An 18,961-nucleotide genomic window follows, 5' to 3' on the forward strand; every position below is an offset into this window, starting at 1 on the left:
GGCGCGAAATCCCCGCACCGTCAGCCGAGGCGCCACCCGCTGAACTCCGCCGTCCCGCGCGCCACATTCCCCCCGTGCGTCGCGGTCATGAAGATCCCGACATCCTGCGCGGAGCCCGAGGCCCCCGGCGCCGTCACCGTCCCCACCGCCCGCCAGGTCGTCCCGTCGTCGGTCGACAGCTCGCCCTTGTACGAGGTGGCGGACACCCGTGTCAGCCGCAGCAGCACGGGCGCCTTGACGCCGGTGATCCGCTTGTACGCGTCCAGCGTGCCGTCCCCGTTCGAGTCGTACGACAGCACGATGCCGCTGGACGGGGTGGCGGCCAGGTTCACAAAGCCCGGGGAGCCCGCCGTCGCCAGGCTGTCGCGGGCGATGATGCCCGCCCGCGCCCACGCGCCCGTCACGGCCTGGCTGACCACCTTCACCGTGACGGCGGTGCCGACCGCCAGCGCCCCCTCCCGGTACACCGACCCGAACTCGGCCGTCGCCTTCCACAGGTCCCGCCCCGCCCCGTCGATCGCGAAGCGATCCGACAACTGGCCGAAGACCGCGTCGTTGTTGGTGACCGTCTTCAGGCCGGCGTCCAGCGGCCCGGCCACCCACAGCGTGCCGGTGCGCACCAGCCGCACCCGGTCCTCGCCGCGCGGCCCGAACTCCACGCCGAGCTCGTACGGCAGCGGCTTGAGCGGGTTCTCAAGCGGCTCGTCGGGCGCGGTGGCCCGCCAGTGGACCTCGCCGGTCCTGGCCGCCGGGATCGAGCGGAGCCAGGTGTCGCCCTGCGGCTTCGGGTCGAGGCCGGTCACGGTCAGGTCGAAGTCGACGCGGCCGGTGGCGCGCAGCCCGTTCATATTGCGCAGGGCCGCGGCGATGTCCGCGGTGCCCCCGGGCTCCACCCCCGACGGGGTGGTGGAGACGGTGGCCGTGCCCTGGTACGGGGCCTTGGCCAGCGCCTCGTACACCCGGAGCCCGGTGCGGTGGGCGTCCGTCGTGGGCCGGACCGGGTAGCTCTTGCGCTCGCGCGTCCAGGGCTCCTCGACCGCGAACCAGTCGAAGTCGCGCGGCTCGCGCCCCTCGGCGAGCGCGTCCTCCAGCTCGTCCAGATAGCTCTGCCACTGCGGCAGATGGAAGTCGCCGATCAGGCCGTTCCAGTCGCGGTTCGCGTAGTTGGCGAGCTTCCCGGTGTCCGCGGTGACCCGGTCCGCCCAGGTGGTGATGAGGGTGCGCGCGAGATGTTCGAAGCGCGCGGCCTCCGCCTCGTCGGACGCCAGCCGCTTGGCGTCCTCCAGCCAGGGCCCGAGCAGAAAGCCCCGGTGCGCGCCGGTCATGTCGTCGCTCAGCCGCATCAGTTTCAGCCACAGCCGGGCCAGCGTCCGGAAGGCGTCCAGGTCCTTGCGCTCGTACGCGTCGTGCAGATGCGGAATCAGCGTCCAGGAGCGGTCGGCGAGCGCCTGGCGGGCGATATCGGTCAGATCGTGGCGGTAGGCGTCGGAGTCGCGCAGCGCCGGGCGTACGTCCAGCAGCGCGGCGAATGCGGCGTCGAAGTCCGCCAGGTCGAAGGCCGGGATGCGGGTGGCGTAGTTGGTGCCGGAGCGCGCGGTCACATCGGGGCGGGCGGAGAAGACCGAGTCGTGCGGGCGGCCGTCGGAACTGGTGATCTGGTACGCGGTGTCGCGCAGCGCCGCGTACGCGTCCCGGGCCCGCTCGTCCCGCCCGCCCAGCCGTACGTCCGCGTAGGCCCGGAACCACTCCTCGCGATCCACCGCCGTATCCCGCCACGCCAACTCGCTGAACAGCTCGAACGCCGCCGGATCGCGCCCCACCGCCTCAGCCATATAGGCGGTGCCGACCAGTTTGCTGCCCGGCTTGTCGCGCCACTGGGTGAACCGCCGCGCCCAGATATGGGTCTTGGCGCCGATCGTGGTGCGGCCGCCGAAGTTGGGGATGGTGCCGAAGGCGTACGGCACCGAGCCCCAGTCCTGCTCCCGGTCACCGATCGAGTCCAGGTCCGACAGGCCGTCCACCACCAGCATGTGGTCGTGGTTCACGGCGTCCAGCAGCTCCCGCCGGGGGTTGGCCTGCCAGCCGAGGATCACCCAGGTCGCGCCGGGCCGGGCGGTCTGGAGGGCGGTCTCCACGGCGCGGGCGGCGTCGGCCACGGGGACGTCCCCGGCGGCGCCGCCCTCGTGCAGCAGGTCCATCTTGAACAGCTCGCACTCGCCGAACAGCTCCTGCTGGTGGCGGTAGAACGAGGCGGCCACCTGCCCGAACGACTCGGTGCGCGGATCGAGCCAGTCGGGGCGCTTCAGCCCGTTCCAGGTGCCCTGGGGGACCGTACGCGCTCCCGGGTTGCGCTCGACGAACCCGTCCGGGACGGTTCCGAAGTAGCCGGGGTACACCGGCCGCATGCCCAGCTCGCGCAGCCGGTCGGCGATCTTCTGCCCTAAGGCGGTGCGCTTGGCCAGCAGCTCGGGGCTCACCGGCCCGCCGTATCCGCTCATGTTCTGGAGCAGCCACCAGGGCTGGTGGGAGGGCGCGGGCAGCCAGGCGCGCGCCTCTTCGTCGGAGTAGCCGAAGTCCTTGAGGACGAGGTGGTAGACGGCCTCCTGCCCGGCGGTGACCAGCAGCTCGTTGCAGCCGTGCAGGGCCGCGACGTCGATCAGGTGCTCCCAGTGGTCCCAGCCGGCGAACGGCGCGGTGTAGCCGTCGTGGGTGTCGTTGAAGGCGAAGCGGTGCGGGAGCGCGGTCGACTGCTCGACGCGGGCCCGGGGCGCGGGCAGCGTCTTGGGCAGGTCGAGCTGGTCCCCGGCCCAGGTGATCAGGGCATGACAGGTGTACTTGAGATACCAGTGCACCCCGGCGAGCAGCACCGCCGGGCTGGTCCCCGCCACCTCGATCCGCCCCGGCCGCCCCGAGACCTCGAACCGCTCCTCGCCACCCTCGCCCTCGACCGGCACCAGCCGGAACTGCCCGGCATGGGCCGGCAGCAGCCGCTTGAGCGCGGCGCGCGCGGGCGCGGTGTCGAACACGGCGTGGTCCCCTGCGCTTTCCGTTCCCTCGGCGGCCGCCGGGGACTGGCTCCCCAGGGCGGCCCCGACGCCGAGTGCTCCGGCGGTTCCGATCAGCGTACGTCTGCTCAGATCGCTCATGATGCCCCCAATGACGCCCGGCCCGGGCCAACGGTGGTATGTGAGCGGCACGTTAACGAGGGTGACGGGGCGGCAGCAATGGTGCGTACGGGGTGTCCACCCGTATGGGTCCGAGCGCCGCCAAGGCCGCGGGACGCCTCCGGATGTCACTCCAAGGCATCCCGCGGCGGTGATGTTGTGGTGAGCGGTTACTCGAGACCGAAGGCCCGCTTGACGGTCTGGTCGATGGTGTTGCCGGACGCTTCGGTGGCCTCGGTGCGCAGCGTCACGTAGCCGGGGGTTGCCGAGGCGCGGGGGAGGCGCAGGGTGCCGGTGTACTTGCCGGTGTCCTGGGACGGGCTCAGCTCGACGGGGGTCCAGGTGGCGCCGTCGTCGTAGGAGGCCCAGGTCCTGACCTGGGTGACCTTGCCGTCGGCGTTCGGCGGCAGCGTGGCGTTGACGGTGATGGGCAGCTTCTTGCCCGCCTTGACCCGGTTGCGCAGGTTGAGGTCGATGTCGTAGGAGAGCCTGGGCATCGGGATCTGTCTGACGATGCCCGTCTTGGTGACGTTGATGGTCCACTCGGTGGTGGCGGACCTGGAGAACTCCCAGCCGGGCGCATCGCGGTCGATCTTCTGGACCGCCCGGTAGGTGCCCGGTTCGAGATCGACGTAGAAGGTCGTGTAGAAGTAGTCGCCCTTGCGGGCGATCTCCTTCTCCCCGCGGTACAGGACGACGGACATCCTGTCGTTCCAGACCGCGACCGGCAGGTGCGAGGACTCGCCGTCGGGGAACGGAATGGCACCGACGGTGAGGTAGTCACCGACAGCCGATGAATATCCCTGGGCCAGCCAGGTCCCGCCTCGGGTGGGGTTGGCGACCTGCTTGAACCAGTCGACCGCGCGCCGTTCACCAGGGGCGAAGTCGTGCCAGCCGGTGTCGAAGACGGCGACGCCGTCGGAGCCGGCGATGTCGACTCCCGTCCAGTAGTCGACCTCGGGGCGGGCGGTGACGTACTCCTCGCGTGCGGTGCCCAGCCGGATCGGGACCGTGGTGGAGGCGTAGAACAGGCCGCCGACGTGACCGGTCGCCTGAAGCAGGTTTCCTTCCTTCTGGGCGTGGGCGTAGTAGTTGGCGTCGATGCGTGCGGTGTTGGTCTTGTCCACGGCGAACTTCAGCCCGTTCTCGGGGATCGAGCGCGCCGAATTGACGAGGTCGTACTGGAAGGGGCTGTAGGGGGTGCCCTTCAGCTCGACACGGACGGTGCGCTTGGCTGCCTCCGCGGTCAGCCGTTCGCCCTGTTCGCCGTCGAGGGCGAAGGCGGGTACGGCGGTGGAGCCGGCCGGGGCGACGAGGCGGCCGGGGGTGTCGTTCGCGACGGCCACGGCGGCGGCGCCGTGCTCGGCCGCGGTGTTGATCTGCTCGGAGATCGGCACGTCGGTGCTGCGGGTGACCAGGACGAGCTTGTCGCGGGCGCGGATCCTGCGGTACTCCTCGGCCGTTCCGGTCCCGGCGTCGACGACGGTGAGCGTACGGTGGCCGCTGAACTTCCTGGCGCCGTCGAGCTGGGTGGGGGCGAGGGTGAGGGGCTTGTGGGTCTTCGCCTTCGCGGTCAGTACGGGGGCCGTGAGGGAGGAGAAGAGTTCGAAGCCGGTCTTCTCGTCGCCGGGTGAGGGCAGGGTCGAGATGCTCTTGATGCTCCCGGGCAGCAGGAGCACGAACTCGTTGTAGGTGAACGCGCCGCCGCGCCACTCGGTGGTGCGGCCGGTGTCGACCTTGACGTCGGTCGCCTTGCGGGCATCGAGGGTGAAGGTGAGGTCGCGGTCGACGGTCACCGACGAGTCGAAGGCCGCCGTCGCTTCGTCGATCCAGTTGCGGTCGGCGTCAGGCGTGAAGATGTTCGCGTACATCTTGTACGTGCCCGGTGCCACGCGCAGGCGGGCGACCCCCTGGGCGTCGAAGGTCGAGGCCGTGCGGATCGGGATATCCGCCTGGAACAGATACGCCTGGCTGGGGCCGCCGGCGGCGACACCGTCGGTACCGATGCCCTTGATGGTGACGTCGTACATCAGCTTCTCCATGAGGAAGGAGAAGGGGAAGACGACGGTGGTGCCGTCCTCGGCCGTGGCCGACAACCGACCGCTGTAATGCGTGTCCCGGGCCAGGAGGTTCGGGTCGGCGGTGACGGTGATGTCGGCGGACTTGCCCGCCGGCACCGTGACCGAGGCGGCGGACACGGTCACGGCGTCGTCCGGCAGGGGCTTGCCGGCGGCATTGACGCCCGTGTCCTTGAGGGTGAACGTACGGTCGGTGCCGGAGGCGTTGTGCAGGGTGATCTCGCGCGAGACCGGCTTGTAGTCGCCGTCCTCGGCGTAGCGGATCGCTCCGAGATTCAGCGCCGCGGGGGTGCCGTAGGCGTTCTGGGACACGGCCCGGGTCAGGTCGACGCGCCCGGCGCCGCCTTCGGCGACCTGGTAGCCGCCCGGCTTGGAAGTGGTGACGAGGGCCGCCTTGAGCTGCTGGGCGGTCCAGGTGGGGTGCTGCTGCTTGAGGATCGCGGCGGCGCCGGCGACGTGCGGAGTGGCCATCGAGGTGCCGCTGGCGGAGGTGTAGAGGTCGCCTGCCGGGGTGCCCATGGAGGTGCCGGCGGCGCGGGCGGCGAGGATGTTCACGCCAGGTGCCGAGATCTCGGGCTTGACCGCGTAGTCACCACTGCGCGGCCCGCGGGTGGAGAACGGGGCGAGCGCGTCGGCCTTGTCCACGGCTCCGACGGTGAGCGCGGCGCTCGAGGAGGCGGGGCTGCCGATGGTGCGGCGGCCGGAGTTGCCCGCGGCGACGACGAACAGCGAGCCGGTCTCCTCGGAGAGTTCGTCGGCGGCCGCACTCATCGGATTGCTGCCGTTGTCCGGGGTGTCGCTGCCCAGGCTCATGCTGATGACGTCGGCCCCGTTCCGGGCGGCCCACTCCATACCGGAGATGATCGAGCTGAACGTGCCGGAGCCGTCGTCGCCGAGGACTTTGCCGACCACCAGGTCGGCGCCGGGCGCGACTCCCTTGGCGCCGTTGCCCGCGCCGCTGCCGCCCACGGTCGCGGCGACGTGGGTGCCGTGCCCGAAGTGGTCGACGGCGTCCGTCCCGCCGGTGAAGTCCTTGCTCTGGGAGATCCGTCCCTTCAAGTCCGGGTGGGTGGCGTCGACGCCCGTGTCGAGGACGGCGACCGTGACGTTCTTGCCGTCGAACCCGGCTTTCCACGCGTCCGGTGCACCGATCTGGGGAACCGAATCCGCGAGGTCGACCTTGACCTTGCCGTCGAGCCAGATCCGCTCCACGCCGCGCTTCCGCAGGTCGCTCGTGCTGTCGTAGCCGCGCCAGAAGCTCTCCGCCCTGTCCTTGGCCACCGTGACCGCGAGCGCGTTGATGCTCTTGAGCGCACGGCCCCCTTCCGCTTGAGAGGGCTTCGTCGGAGCCTTGGCGCTGTCCTGGTTGTCGACGATGACGGGAACCGGCTTGGACGCGCCGTACCCGAAGGTCGTCAAGGTGTCGATGTTGAACAACTCGCGGTCGATACGGCCGCCGTTGACACCGGCCTGGGCCGCGGAGGGGATGGCGTAGGTGTGGCCGTTCTCCTCGTAGAGCGTCACGATGCCCCGAGAGGGACCGGAGCTGTCCGCGCTGATCGTCTTTTTCCCGTTCATGCTGCGCACGGTCAGGACATCGCCGGTGATCAGTGTGGTCCGGACGGGCTTCGCCATCGCCTGCGGGCTTGAACCGGGCTTGGCCGGCCGGCCGGCCGGTGCGGGGTCGGCAGCGGCCGGCCCGGCCACGAGCGTTCCCGCAACTACCGCGGCGGCGGCCATGAGTACGGTCGCCGCGCGGAGTCTTCCGGGGTCTCTCATAGAGAATTCCTCCTTCGGCCCGGGCTGCTGGACGCACCGGCCCGGTTACCGGAGGATGCTGTCGTAAGTGTCCTGTTCATGACTAGGAACTGAAGTCGTCAGCAAGCGGATTCTGTCCGCTAGAGGAAAGGGCCGCGATGCCTCGGGAGTTGTCGGCGCTCTCCGGCCTCGGGATGCCGGACGGCGCGGAGGCGCTCTACCTCGCCCTCCTCAACCGCGGAACGGCCACCACATCCGACCTCGCCCACGACACCGGGCGCACCATCGAGTCCACAACCACCCTCCTCGACTGGCTGCGCGCCAACGGCCTTGCCCTTCGCGCCAACGTCCTGGCCACGGCCGGTGACTCCGGCGCCGGATGGTCCGCGGCCGACCCCGATCGCGCTCTGCGAGCGCTGGTCCTCAAACACGAAACCGAACTGCTCCAGGTCCGAGGCTCGCTGCCGCACCTTCACGAGGCCTACCGCCGCTCCCGGCGCACCGACCACGGCGAGCGCCCATTCGATCAGCTGGACGCCTGGGAGGACGTAGGGCACCGCTACCACCAGCTCCTGCGCGACGCCCGCGACGAAATCCTCATGTGGGACACCGCCCCCTACGTCGCCGGTGAGACCGGAAGCATGGAGAAGCAGACCCTGCAACGCGGCGTGACCTTCCGCCAGCTCTGCGACCCCGACGGCCTCACACCGGAGGTGAGCGCCCAGCGCGCCTCGATCGGCGGACTCCGGGCCCGCATCCACCCCGACCTTCCGTTCAGGGGAGCCATCGCGGACCGCACCACCGCTGTCATCACGCTCGACCACGAACCGCAGAACGCCAAAGCCCTCCACCTGCGCTCTTCCCCGCTCCTCGACGGCCTGGTGATGCTCTTCGAGACCAGTTGGAGCCGGGCCGTCCCCATAGGCGGCGACCCCACCGGACTGAACGAAGAAGAACGCGAAGTCATGACCCTGCTCGCCGCCGGGATGAAGGACGAGGCCATCGCCAGACAACTCGGCATCACCACCCGCACCGTGCGCCGACGCGTACAGCACCTCCTCGCCGCGCTCCAGGCCAAAAGCCGCTTCCACGCGGGCGTCGAAGCGACCAGACGCGGATGGGTTTGAACAGTAGGTCCCCGCGGGGGGCGACCGAAGCCTGAGTTGTGGTGAGTATCGGACAGCGACACGCCGACACCACGGCCTGTCGCTGTCCGATACTCACCACAAAGTCCTGTGGGCGAACGCCAGCAGCTCCGGGACGAGTTCGTGCCGTGCGAGGCGGGGGTACGGACAGGGCTCAGCTTTGGGCATGTCCCCGGTCGAGATAGGCCAGCACGGCCAGCACCCGGCGGTTGTCGTCGTCGGACGGCGGCAGGCCGAGCTTCCCGAAAATGTTCGAGGTGTGCTTGGCGACCGCCCGCTCGGTGACGAACAGCTGCGTGGCGATGGCCGCGTTGGACCGCCCCTGCGCCATCAGCTCCATCACCTCCCGCTCGCGTGGCGTCAGGTTCCCCATCGGCTTGTCCTGCGACCGGCGGTTCAGCAGCTGTGAGATCACCTGCGGATCCATCGCCGTCCCGCCCGCCGCGACCCGCCGCACCGCGTCGATGAACTGATCGGCGTCGAAGACCCGGTCCTTGAGCAGATACCCGACCCCGCCGCTCCCGTCGGCCAGCAGCTCCCGCGCGTACAACTGCTCCACATGCTGCGACAGCACCAACACCGGCAACCCCGGCCGCGCCCGCCGCGCCGCCAGCGCGCACTGGAGCCCCTCATCCGTGAACGACGGCGGCAGCCGCACATCCACGACCGCGACGTCCGGCTTCAGCTCGGCCAGCGCGCGAGTCAGATCGGGCCCGGTGTCCACGGCCGCCGCGATCTCGAAGTCGTAGGCCTCCAGCATCCGGACCAGACCGTCCCGCAGGAGGAAGAGGTCTTCGGCGAGGACAACGCGCACGGCGGCTCCAAGACTTCGTCGGGCCCCTGGGGTGGGGGACTTGACCGAATCCGACGAATGTACCGCTGTGAGGTGAGCGGGGGGTTATTAGCGGCCGGGGCGGTCGAGGGCGCCGGTCTTTATCGTTCGGAGGAGTGCGCGGAGGGCGGTGGGGGTGGTGGTTATGACGGTGTGGGGGTCGTCGCTTTCTCGGAGGTGGGGGGTGCCGGTGGGGTCGGTGGCGACCTCCACGCATGCGTCGGTGTGGCCCTCGCTGAAGCTTGACTTCTGCCACCTGAGCTGAGACATGAGTGCCCTTCCTGGAGCAGGGGATAGAGGAGCCGCTGGATCAACCCCAGCGAGTCCTTCCCGCTACGTGCCTCCGGGGAGACCGTCGCGTCAACTGGAGGCAACGCCAGGGACTCGGGCTCGACCCTGCCCCAGCCCGTGCAGGCCGAGGCCGACGACGAGGGCGGTCGGGGGCTGGCGCTCGTCGAGTCGTGTTCGGACGACTGGGGGGTTGTCGACTACACCGACAAGGACGCGGGCGTCACCGGCAAAGCACGCGGGCATCCATGCGCGGGGCGTCGTCCTTGACGGCTAACGCCGTTAGCCTTAGCTTTGTGGCTAACGGTGTTAGCCCACGCATCTCGAAGGAGGCTCCCCTATGGGCGCCGCGACCCCTGTCACTCCGGCCCCGCGCCGCACGCTCACCGTGGTCCGCCGTGCCGCGTGGTTCGGTGGCGCCTTGTTCTGGTCCGCCTTCGCCGTACTGGAGGCGGTCAAGCACGGCTGGGTCGCCGGTCTGCTCGCCTTCGCCTTCCTACTCGCCCCCGACCTGACGATGCTGATCGGTGTCCGTGAGGCCGCGTCCGCCGGGCTCGTCCGGGGCAGGCTCCTCCCGCGCGCGGTCCCGTACTACAACGCCGTCCACCATCCGCTGGTCCCGCTGGCCCTGATGGTGGTCTATACGTTCGGTGTGTTCGTCTGGGCGCCTGCCTTCGCGGCACTCTGCGGCTGGATGGCCCACATTTCGTACGATCGGGCTTTCGGCTACGGACCGCGCACCAAGGAGGGCTTCCAGCGTGGCTGACCCATTCACCGACCGGCTCACCCCGCGCGCCCGGGACATCGTGAGCGCCGCCCGGGCGCTGCTCGAGGAGGAGGGTCCGGAAGCACTCACCATGCGCCGGCTCGGCGACCGCCTCGGCATCAAGGCCCCCTCCCTCTACAAGCACTTCCCCGACAAGGCGGCGGTGGAGTCGGAGCTGATCGCTCTGTCGCTGTGGGAGACCGCCGAGGTACTGGAGGCCGCCGAGGCCGCCGATCCGGGGTCCGTACCGGCCCTTGCCGAGGCCTACCGCCGGCATGCCCTGGCCCACCCGCACCTCTACCGGCTCACCACTGAGCGCCCTCTCCCGCGCGCCGCGCTTCCGCCCGGTCTGGAGTACCGCGCCGCCGCGCCTCTTCTCCGCGCCTGCGGCGGCGACGAGGATCTTGCCCGCGCCGCCTGGGCGTTCGCCCACGGCATGGTCGTCCTCCAGCTCAACGGCCGTTTCCCGGACGGTGCCGACCTGACCAAGGCGTGGGAAACGGGCGCGGCCGCGTTCCAGCCGGCGACGGCCGACTGCTGAGGGCCACCGTGTGGGACTCGGGCGTCGCGCGCCGTCGACGCCGCGCCGGGAACCGTTCTGCCGGATTTCGCGTGATGACCTGACGTGCTGTCGGCTGGTGGCGGGCGAACGAAGGGGGAGCCGGTGCGGGGTCGGATGCGGGCGATGGTGGGCGTGGCGGTGTCGCTTTCGGTGGCGCTGGTGGCGTGCGGGCCGGACAAGGAGAAGGAGTACACGGGGGCGGAGCCCTCGAAGGGGACTGCGGCCGAGGCCGCGCGGTACGCGCCTCTGGTGCGGCTCGCCAAGGGGGAGTCGCTGATGCCGATGGACGCGACGCGGTTCATCGGGCGGTCCGCGCTGCGCTTCGACCACGATGGCATGTGCCGTGACGAGGGACCCGCGGCCGAGCCGATCGACCCGCGGCGGTTGGGGAGTAAGGACAACCCCTACCAACACGCGGACGTGGAGCCGGGGAAGTCGTCGTCCAAGCCGGTGTCCTGCCCAGGACACGGGGAGAAGTGGCACACCTCGACCGAGTCCGGCGGCGGTTTCTATCTCGACCCGCCGAAGGAGGTGCGCAAGGGCGAGGGCACTGACGCGCCAGTCTACTGGGAGTACCACAAGCACAAGAGCGACCCGAAGCGCGCGGCGTACGTGTACTGGTTCTTCTACGCCTACAACAACCTGATCGCGGGCAACAGGCACGAGGGCGACTGGGAGCGCGTCGCGGTCCAACTGCGCGACGGCAAGCCGGAGGCCGTGACCTTCGCGAAGCACGGCGGCGATCCGTGCAGCGTGAAGTGGTCGGACCTGGATCCGCAGAACGGGCATCCGACGGTGTACTCGGCGCGTGGTTCACACGGTTCCTATCCGACCAAGGGATACCACCGGGTGAACACCACGTTCGACCGGACCTCGAAGGGCACCGAGTGGCGCACATGGGACAACGTCCGCCCTGCCGACGGCGAGCCCTGGTGGGGGTATGCCGGGTGGTGGGGTTCGCAACAGCATGTGAGCGGCTTCAACGGGCCGATGGGCCCGAACCCGGGGCGTCTGCTGCCGGGCATCTTCACCAACGACAGTTGTGGGCCCGCCGACAAGAAGCCGGCGGATCCGCCCAAGGACCAGCCCACGGACCAGCCCACGGATCAGGCCGCGCCCAGGACGAAGGAAGGGGCGATCCGGCGGTACGAGCAGTATCTGCATGCCGTGGGCCGGGAGGACATCAAGACGGTCTGCGAGATTGCCGGGCCCGCGGCGAAGCAGGCGGAGGATCAGGGGTTCGGCCCGTGCACGTCCACGTTCCTCGTCACGTTCCAGATGATCTCGCCGACGCAGAAGAAGGCTCTGCAGACCGCGACGGTCGACCCGCAGAAGGTCGTCGTACGAAGCCCCGACAAGTTCGACATCTCGGCCGCGGCGGTCAAGGCATCTGTCACCTTCTCCGAAAACGAGATCGGGACCAGCACCCTGGAGTACATGAAGGACGACTGGTACATCACTGACTGAACGAACGGGCGATGTTCGCCCTATCCGGGTTCGCCCTATCCGGGCGCGGTCCGCTCCCCGGAGCGGCCGCGTACGTCGAAGGCCGCCGTCCTTATGGTTGCGGGTAGTGGCTGATCATGGTGTTGAAGTAGCCCTCGGGGAGTTCTTCGAGGTAGTCGAGCAGATTGGCCAGGAAGTCGGAGAGCGGCGGCTGGGCGTTGTGGCGGTCCAGGTCTTCCTGAGAGCGCCAGAGCTCGTACAGGAAGAGGCGGCCGTCCTCGTGCTCGTGGAGGTGGTACTGGAGGTTCCCCTCTTCCTGGCGGGTGGGCTCCACGAGGGAGGAGAGGAGCTGCCTGACCTCGTCGGCGCGCTCCGGCTTGGGGCGCAGGAAGCCGTAGAGGGAGATGGGCGCTTGCGTGAGCGTCGTCGTGTGCGTGGTCATGAGGCGACCCTAGGGACTGACACCGGTGTAAAGGTCAAGTGATCCGGGAGTTCAACTGATCGGGAGCGTGGCGGCCGGCTGGTGTGCCCGCAGGCCGAACATGGTCCGCAGCCCTGGCGTTCTGCGGATGGCTTCGTAGCTCGCGACGCTGAGGCAGAGCGGCAGCACCATGATGATCGCGAAGGCGATGGCGCTGTGCTCCACGGTCCGCAGAACATAGTACGCGGTGATGATCAGATAGGTCTGGTGCAAGATATAGACCGGAAAAGCCGCCGGGCTGAAATAGTCCATGAAGGCTGATGCGCGGTCCAGATACCGCTTCCCGTACCCGAGCATGGCCAGCAGGGTCGCCCAGTACACCGGATAGTGCCAGGCGGCGGACAGCGGATCCGTCTGGCTGCCTCTGGCGAATCTCTCGACAAGAATCCCGACGGCGCCCGGGACGGAGATGCACAGATAGCCGCGCCGGGCCCTTTCCAGGGTGTCGATGATCGTATCTCTTGTGGCGATGAGAAAACCGAGCAGTACATATCCGGCGTAGGTGAAGATGTTCTCCCCGCCGATCTCCGGCAGGAAGGACAGCATCGCGAGGCCGGCCGCTGGGAGCAGCGCGAGGACCGGGTCGTTCAGCCAGGACGGCGTGTACTGGCGCCGGATCACCGTGAGCATCAGGGGCAGCAGGGTGACCGATATGACGAAGAGAAAGAGGATGAACCACAGATGCGCCGGTGAGATCGAGGTCAGCACTGACCAGTCGGAGAAATCTGTGAAGTAGGACCACAGGAAATCGGGGTAACTGCCGCGATAGCCGTGGTGGAACTTCATCGCGTAGTACGCCTGCGGCGGCACGATGACAGCGCAGCCGAAGAGGAACGGTACCAGCAGTCGCAGACAGCGTTCCTTCACATAGCCCCGGGCCGCTCGCTTCCGCAGCGCGTAATAACTCGACATGCCGGCCAGGAGAAAAAGCAGCGGCATGAACCAGAAGGAGGAGACGTTGACCAAGGCAGAGGAGAAGACGTTCTCCGGGCCCTTGACGTAAAACTCTGGATTGTCGTTGAAGATTCGCGCGGTGTGGAAGGGGAACAGGAAGACGATCCCTAAGTTCCGCAGCCAGTCGACGTATTCCTTGCGTTTCATGACGATGCCTCCCCGGTCAGCCAGCCGAGCACGGCGCCCAGCGCCCGCTCCGCGGTAGAGGCGTCGATCCCTTCGGGGTCGACGAGATGCTCCATCGACAGGCCGTTGGTCAGGCAGTGCAGGATCACTCCGGCCAACTCGGGGTCGATGGGCGGTCTGATGCCGACGCGTTCGGTGGCCGCCCGGACGGCGTCGGCCGCCGCCGCCCGCTGGGCGCGGCGCATGGGGGTGATCGCCGCCTTGGTCTCCTCGTCGCGGGTGGCATGGGTGGCGAATTCGAGGCCGAGCCGGCCCCTGACGGTGTCCTGGACGATCCGCTGCGCGACCAGACGCGCGGCCTGATCGATGAGCGCGGACACGTTCGGGGCCTCGTCGATGCCGGTCATCACGCTGGTCAGTTCGGCTTCGGCGCGTTCGCTGAGTAGCGCGCCGAAGAGTTCCCGCTTGCTGCCGAAGTTGGAGTAGACGGCGCCCTTGGTGAAGCCGGCGGCGTGGGCGATGTCCTCCAGCTTGCTGTCGGCGTAGCCGCGCTCGGCGAACACTCGCCCGGCGGCGGTGAGCAGCCGGCGGCGTACCTCCTCGCGGGGGAGGCGGGGGACCGGCTCCTGTGGGTGTCGATGACTGTCTGTATCTGACATGTGCAGACCGTAGCATACCCACGGGTATTCAGTACCCGTGGGTATCGAAGCCGCCGGTGAAGCTGGCATCCTTGCCGGGGTCGCAGCTGGAACCCGGCGCGACGCTTGTCGCGTCCAGCTGTGTAATGCCTGTTGACGTGTGTTCAGAAAGCAGCAGCATGGGGAGAGGCCGCAGCACATGAGTCACAACCAGCCGCCACCCGGACCGTACGGCCCGCCTCCAGGTCCGCCGCCCGGCCAGCCGCCGCAGGGCGGACCGAATCCGTACGCGCAGCCGCCTCAGCCCGGCTACGCCTACCCCCAACAACAGCCGCAGCCCGGTTATCCGCCGCCCGGCTATCCGCAGCAGGGCTATCCGCCGCCCGGCATGCCCGGCATGCCGCAGCCCCCGCCGAGCGGCGGCGGCAAGGGAAAGACGACAGGCCTGGTGATCGGCGCGGTGGTCGTGGTCGCGGCGATCGTCGGGGGTGTCCTGCTGCTCGGCGGGGGGAGTGACGAGGACGGCGGCAAGCTCACCGACGACGGCAAGGACTACAAGCTCACCGCACCCAAGACCGTGCTCGGCGAGTACACGAGCGAGGACTCCGGCGAGGTACCGCTGGTCGGCGAGAAGGCGCAGGCGTTCGGCATGACGAGCGGCATGGGCCTGGACGCGGAATGGCGCGCGGCTGGGGGCGCGAAGAAGCTGAAGCTGCTGGGCGCCTACGGGGAGGTGAAGGACCCGGAGAAGTCCGTCGACGCGTTCTTCAGCACCCTGAAGAAGAGGAGCGAGACGGCGGGCACCAGCGACAGTGACGCGCTCGTGGTGGGCACCCCGGAGCGGAAGTCGCCCGAGGGCCTCGAGAACGCCATCATGAAGTGCCAGCTCATCAAGGCGAAGGAGGACCCGGGCGAGGGCGAGCCCAGCCAGCTGCCGCTGTGCGCGTGGGCCGACTTCGACACGGTGGCCGTGGTGGTGCCCAACGAGGGGACGAAGCCCCTGACGCTGGACGACTCCGCCAGGATCGCGGCCGATCTCCGCAAGGAGGTACGGGTGGAGGACCCGAAGTAGCGAGGTGTGCGCGCCCCTCTCCGGATGTGACCGGACGGGGCGCCCGCCGTTTCTTGTGAAGTATTTCTTTCGACATGATGAACCGGGCCCTGAACAGGCCTTGTTTCCCCAGGCCAGGGGTACTGTCGCGATTCGACCCGACGTACCGCAACCGCCTGAAGCCTTGCCATGGGGGAGACCGTGCTCACGTACCACCAGGTCATGACAGCCGACCTGTCGTACCTGGAGAACGCAGCCGAGCAATGGAAAGAGGCCGCGAAGAAATTCTCGGATGTCCAGAAGGTCTACCAGGAGCGAGTCAAGTCGGTAGGCGAGGACGGCAGCTGGACCGGCGATGCAAACCTCGTCGCCGTTGACAGCATGGACATCACGGACAAGCAGTTCACCGCCGCGCAGACGGAGGCCAAGGCCATTGCCTCGCTGCTGACCGACGCGCACCGCCAGTTCGTGGAGCTGCGCGGAAAGGTGAAATCCGCGGTCGCGGAGGCGGTGAAGGCCGGAATGATGGTCTCGGACGCCGGTATCGCTCGTTACGACTTCTCCAAGGCCGGCGCGTCGGAGGCCAATGCCGCGCGGCACGACCCGGATCTGCACCGGACCGAGCAGTCGTGGACCGAGCACATCGCGGCGGCGGTCAAGGCGGTCGACGACGCCGACCAGGGCGTGAAGCTCGCGCTGAAGGAGGCCGTGCGGGACACCAACCCCTTTGACGGCGCGGTCAACGGGTTCAACGGCGAGGCGGAAGGCGACATCGAGAAGGTCGAGGCCAAGGCGGCCCAGGACCTCGCGACCAGGCTCACCTCCGGCGACCGGCTCAGCGGCAAGGAACTGGCCGAGTTCCAGCGGCTGTTCCGCGACAACGAGCACGACAAGGCGTTCAGCCAGACCTTCCTGGACGGGCTGGGCCCCAAGGGCGTCATTCAGCTCAACAACAAATTCCACAGCCTCGGCAAGGGCGAGGACAAGACGGAATTCACCGCTCTCCAGGAAGGCGTGGCGACCTCGATCGCCACGGCCACCAGGACGCCCTCCGACCCCTTCTACACGAAGTGGCGCGAGGGCCTGCGCAAGGTCGGCGACGAGAACTTCGACAAGGAACTGAACCCGCTCACCGGATATCAGTCGTTCGTCGATCTGATGACGCACGGCAAGAACTATGGGAAGCAGTTCCTGACCGACATCGGCGACGACATCATCGCCGTGGAGCAGAAGGACGACTTCGGGACCGGCCGGTGGAAGCAGCTGAACGCGGGCCACCGGGACTTCACGGGCGACCCGCTCGACACCCTGCTCGGCATCATGGGCAAGCAGCCCGACGTGGCGACATCCTTCCTCGACCCCGGGGCGGACGGCCAGAACGGGCGCCTGAAGTATCTGCTCCAGAACCGTGACTGGCCCTCCTGGGAGACCGCCACCGGCTACGGCTCGCTCAGCCAGGACGCCCCGGGGAACCGGCTGGGCCTGGGGGCCGCGCTGGAGGCGGCCGCCACGGGCGCCGTGCCGGGCACCGAGCATCCGCTGGGCGGGCACACCGAGGGCGAGGCCCGGGTCATGCACGACACCATCAAGCTCCTCAACAAGGACTGGCACGGCGACGAGATGCCCGCCAACCTGCGGTCGAGCCTGGGCCACATGCTCATGGACTACACGTCCGACACCCACGAGATCCTGTCCCGCACCAACGAGAACTACAAGGTCAACGCGGACGGCGACGGGGTGTGGAACGACGGCGGCACGGTGCGCATGGCGGTGTCCCCCGAGGAGCTGTCGCGCATCATGCGCGGGGTGTCCGAGGACCCCGCGGCCTACGCCGGGATGTACGCCGCGGAGCGGCAGTACGCGGCGCAGACGCTGGCCGGAACCGACTTCAAGCACCCGAACGACCGCACCGCCGCCATCAATGCGGCCTCCTCCACCTTCGGCTTCTACGACGGGGTCAGCTCCGACATCCTCTTCGACAAGAGGGACAAAGCGGTGCAGTGGGCCTCGGACGTCCGGACGGCCGCCTTCATCATCCCCGGATTCGCGCTCAACTTCGTGCCCTCCACGCCCGCCGCGGTGCCGATCCTCGGCGACGCGGCCCAGTCCATCCTCTACGCGGGCATGTACGAGTGGGGCAAGGACCACGTCGCCCAGGCCAGCGCGTCGGCGGCGCAGGACAACATGAAGGCGTTCGACGTCGGGCAGCGGCAGGTGGACGCCCTCGTGGTGGGCTGGAGCAAGGAACACGGCGAGGCCGCCGACAGCGGCCTCACCAGGACGCTCGTCGGCTCCGGCCAGGAACGCCACGACAGCGCCCGCCGCGAGGCCCTCCAGGCCCTCGGCCGCCCGGGGTTCTGACGGCCGCCGGGTGCTCCTGCCCCGCCCCTTCCCGCGGCATCGATGTGCGGCTCCGCCACGTGGCAGGGGCTGCGCGCCTGCCCCGGGGCCTGGGGCGGAGCCCCAGTTGTGGGAAGGGGCGGGTAGGGGAAGGAAACGCCGGGCGTCCCTAGCGGGCGCGGGCCGCCGCGCGGTAGTGGTCGCGTATGTCCTGGCGCAGCAGCGCGCCGAAGCCCGCGTGCTCGATGCGGGAGGCCAGCTGGTCGAGGGTCACGCCCTGGGCGTCGGCCGTCGCCTCCAGGCGCCAGTCGTGGGCGGCGAGGAGGGTGAGCAGATGGCCGCGGCGGACCTGCGCCTCCGACAGCCGGAAGGTCTTGAGGTAGGCCAGGCGCCCGTCCTCGTGGGTGATGGTCTCGCCGATGTGCTGCTCGGTGTTCCGGCGGAAGGGCGGCAGAAAGCGGGACAGGGCGAACGGCCCCATCGTGCGGACGCGCCGCAGGGTGTACGACTCGTCGAGCAGCCCGCCCGCCATGGTGCCGTCGTGGAACTCGGCCCACTCGCGCCGGTGCCGGGCCGCCTCCGCCCGCAGATCGGCGAGCGAGCCCACCGCGCTGTCGCGGATCCGGGCCCGGAACTCCGGGACCGGCGCGTGCAGCGTGGTGTAGTGGTGGATCAGCTCCCCGAAGAGGTCCAGGACCAGCGAGGGGTGCAGGGCGCGGTAGTCGTCGGGGTGCGGCACCACGAAGGCCGAGGCCAGGGCGTCGGCCGCGTACACCATGACCCCGCACTGGCCGGGGTGGATCTCGAAGACCCGCAGCGCGTCGCGCAACCCCTCCACCTCGGCCCCGACATACGCCTGCTCGACGCGCGGGGACAGTCCGCGGGCGACCGCCCGGTGCGACCACTCCTCCCAGGCCACCTCGGGGCCGCCGAAGTGCAGCGCCAGATAGCCCTCCAGGGCCAGGTGCAGGGGCAGGAAGCGCACCCGGTTCTTGTCGACGCGGCGGGCCATCCGGCGGTGGAAGCGGAGCGGGACGCATGGCGGGCGCGGCCCGCGCGGGTCCCGCCGCAGCTGGGTGCCGTAGGAGGCCGCGGGGGTGCCGTCGTCGGTCCAGTTGGCGACGAAGCCGTGCGGGATGTAGGAGCAGTACGCGGTGCGCCGGTCCAGCTCGACGGCCGCGAAGTCGTCGCCGTAGAGCCGGTCGTCCAGGCGCAGATCGGTGATCGGCTCCTCGCGCACCAGCGGCACCAGCCGGATGGCGCCCCACACCTGGGAGGGCAGCGCGGTCAGGCCCGTGAGCGCCACGCCCGTCGTGTCCTGCTTCACCGGCT

At 69.4% G+C, this 18,961-nt stretch carries 14 protein-coding genes; 6 read left to right on the forward strand and 8 right to left on the reverse strand.

The window, feature by feature from the left end; translation table 11 throughout:
• Positions 1–20 precede the first annotated feature (20 nt).
• Entirely contained in the window at positions 21–3,146 is a 3,126-nt protein-coding gene (locus tag ACH4S9_RS05645; RefSeq protein WP_398370016.1) for an alpha-N-acetylglucosaminidase, read from the reverse strand.
• A gap of 188 nt (positions 3,147–3,334) precedes the next feature.
• Entirely contained in the window at positions 3,335–7,021 is a 3,687-nt protein-coding gene (locus tag ACH4S9_RS05650; protein WP_398370018.1) for a S8 family peptidase, read from the reverse strand.
• A 137-nt stretch (positions 7,022–7,158) separates the two neighbouring features.
• On the opposite strand from ACH4S9_RS05650, the gene ACH4S9_RS05655 reads away from it, so the two are divergent.
• On the forward strand, positions 7,159–8,127 hold the full coding sequence (locus ACH4S9_RS05655; RefSeq protein WP_398370020.1) for a LuxR C-terminal-related transcriptional regulator: 969 nt from the start codon (positions 7,159–7,161) through the stop codon (positions 8,125–8,127).
• A 172-nt stretch (positions 8,128–8,299) separates the two neighbouring features.
• Here ACH4S9_RS05655 and ACH4S9_RS05660 read toward each other — a convergent pair whose 3' ends face one another.
• Together ACH4S9_RS05660 and ACH4S9_RS05665 are read right to left on the reverse strand one after the other, a co-directional pair.
• Positions 8,300–8,959, reverse strand: coding sequence for a LuxR C-terminal-related transcriptional regulator (locus ACH4S9_RS05660; protein WP_398370022.1), 660 nt, complete (start codon positions 8,957–8,959; stop codon positions 8,300–8,302).
• Between the two features lie 87 nt (positions 8,960–9,046).
• A complete protein-coding gene (locus ACH4S9_RS05665) occupies positions 9,047–9,247 on the reverse strand; it encodes a DUF397 domain-containing protein (protein WP_385347205.1) in 201 nt (66 codons plus the stop codon).
• Positions 9,248–9,605: 358 nt separating this feature from the next.
• Here ACH4S9_RS05665 and ACH4S9_RS05670 point away from each other — a divergent pair, with 358 nt between their 5' ends.
• The 3 genes from ACH4S9_RS05670 to ACH4S9_RS05680 all read left to right on the forward strand — a co-directional run bounded on the left by ACH4S9_RS05670 (position 9,606) and on the right by ACH4S9_RS05680 (position 12,060).
• Entirely contained in the window at positions 9,606–10,031 is a 426-nt protein-coding gene (locus ACH4S9_RS05670) for a DUF4260 family protein (RefSeq protein WP_311730026.1), read from the forward strand.
• A complete protein-coding gene (locus tag ACH4S9_RS05675; protein ID WP_311730025.1) occupies positions 10,024–10,572 on the forward strand; it encodes a TetR/AcrR family transcriptional regulator in 549 nt (182 codons plus the stop codon). Before ACH4S9_RS05670 ends, ACH4S9_RS05675 begins: the two co-directional genes overlap by 8 nt.
• A 123-nt stretch (positions 10,573–10,695) precedes the next feature.
• The gene (locus ACH4S9_RS05680; protein WP_398370025.1) at positions 10,696–12,060 is read left to right on the forward strand and encodes a hypothetical protein; all 1,365 of its coding nucleotides are present in this window, start codon (positions 10,696–10,698) and stop codon (positions 12,058–12,060) included.
• Between the two features lie 91 nt (positions 12,061–12,151).
• On the opposite strand, the gene ACH4S9_RS05685 is transcribed toward ACH4S9_RS05680, so the two are convergent.
• Genes ACH4S9_RS05685 through ACH4S9_RS05695 form a run of 3 tightly spaced genes read right to left on the reverse strand, consistent with a single transcriptional unit; the run spans position 12,152 to position 14,259 of the window.
• A complete protein-coding gene (locus ACH4S9_RS05685) occupies positions 12,152–12,481 on the reverse strand; it encodes a putative quinol monooxygenase (RefSeq protein ID WP_311730023.1) in 330 nt (109 codons plus the stop codon).
• A 51-nt stretch (positions 12,482–12,532) separates the two neighbouring features.
• On the reverse strand, positions 12,533–13,621 hold the full coding sequence (locus tag ACH4S9_RS05690; protein ID WP_398370027.1) for an acyltransferase family protein: 1,089 nt from the start codon (positions 13,619–13,621) through the stop codon (positions 12,533–12,535).
• Positions 13,618–14,259: a helix-turn-helix domain-containing protein gene (locus tag ACH4S9_RS05695; RefSeq protein ID WP_311730021.1), complete on the reverse strand. Its 642-nt coding sequence runs from the start codon at positions 14,257–14,259 to the stop codon at positions 13,618–13,620. Before ACH4S9_RS05695 ends, ACH4S9_RS05690 begins: the two co-directional genes overlap by 4 nt.
• 178 nt (positions 14,260–14,437) lie before the next feature.
• Between ACH4S9_RS05695 and ACH4S9_RS05700 the strand changes: the two genes are divergently transcribed.
• Both ACH4S9_RS05700 and ACH4S9_RS05705 read left to right on the forward strand, forming a co-directional pair.
• On the forward strand, positions 14,438–15,310 hold the full coding sequence (locus ACH4S9_RS05700) for a hypothetical protein (protein ID WP_398370030.1): 873 nt from the start codon (positions 14,438–14,440) through the stop codon (positions 15,308–15,310).
• A 201-nt stretch (positions 15,311–15,511) separates the two neighbouring features.
• The gene (locus ACH4S9_RS05705) at positions 15,512–17,650 is read left to right on the forward strand and encodes a DUF6571 family protein (protein ID WP_398370032.1); all 2,139 of its coding nucleotides are present in this window, start codon (positions 15,512–15,514) and stop codon (positions 17,648–17,650) included.
• A gap of 148 nt (positions 17,651–17,798) precedes the next feature.
• Here ACH4S9_RS05705 and ACH4S9_RS05710 read toward each other — a convergent pair whose 3' ends face one another.
• Positions 17,799–18,956: an ARPP-2 domain-containing protein gene (locus tag ACH4S9_RS05710; protein WP_311730092.1), complete on the reverse strand. Its 1,158-nt coding sequence runs from the start codon at positions 18,954–18,956 to the stop codon at positions 17,799–17,801.
• Positions 18,957–18,961: the final 5 nt, after the last annotated feature.

Origin of the sequence: Streptomyces sp. NPDC021225, from assembly GCF_044332865.1 — a bacterium.
Classification (GTDB): domain Bacteria; phylum Actinomycetota; class Actinomycetes; order Streptomycetales; family Streptomycetaceae; genus Streptomyces.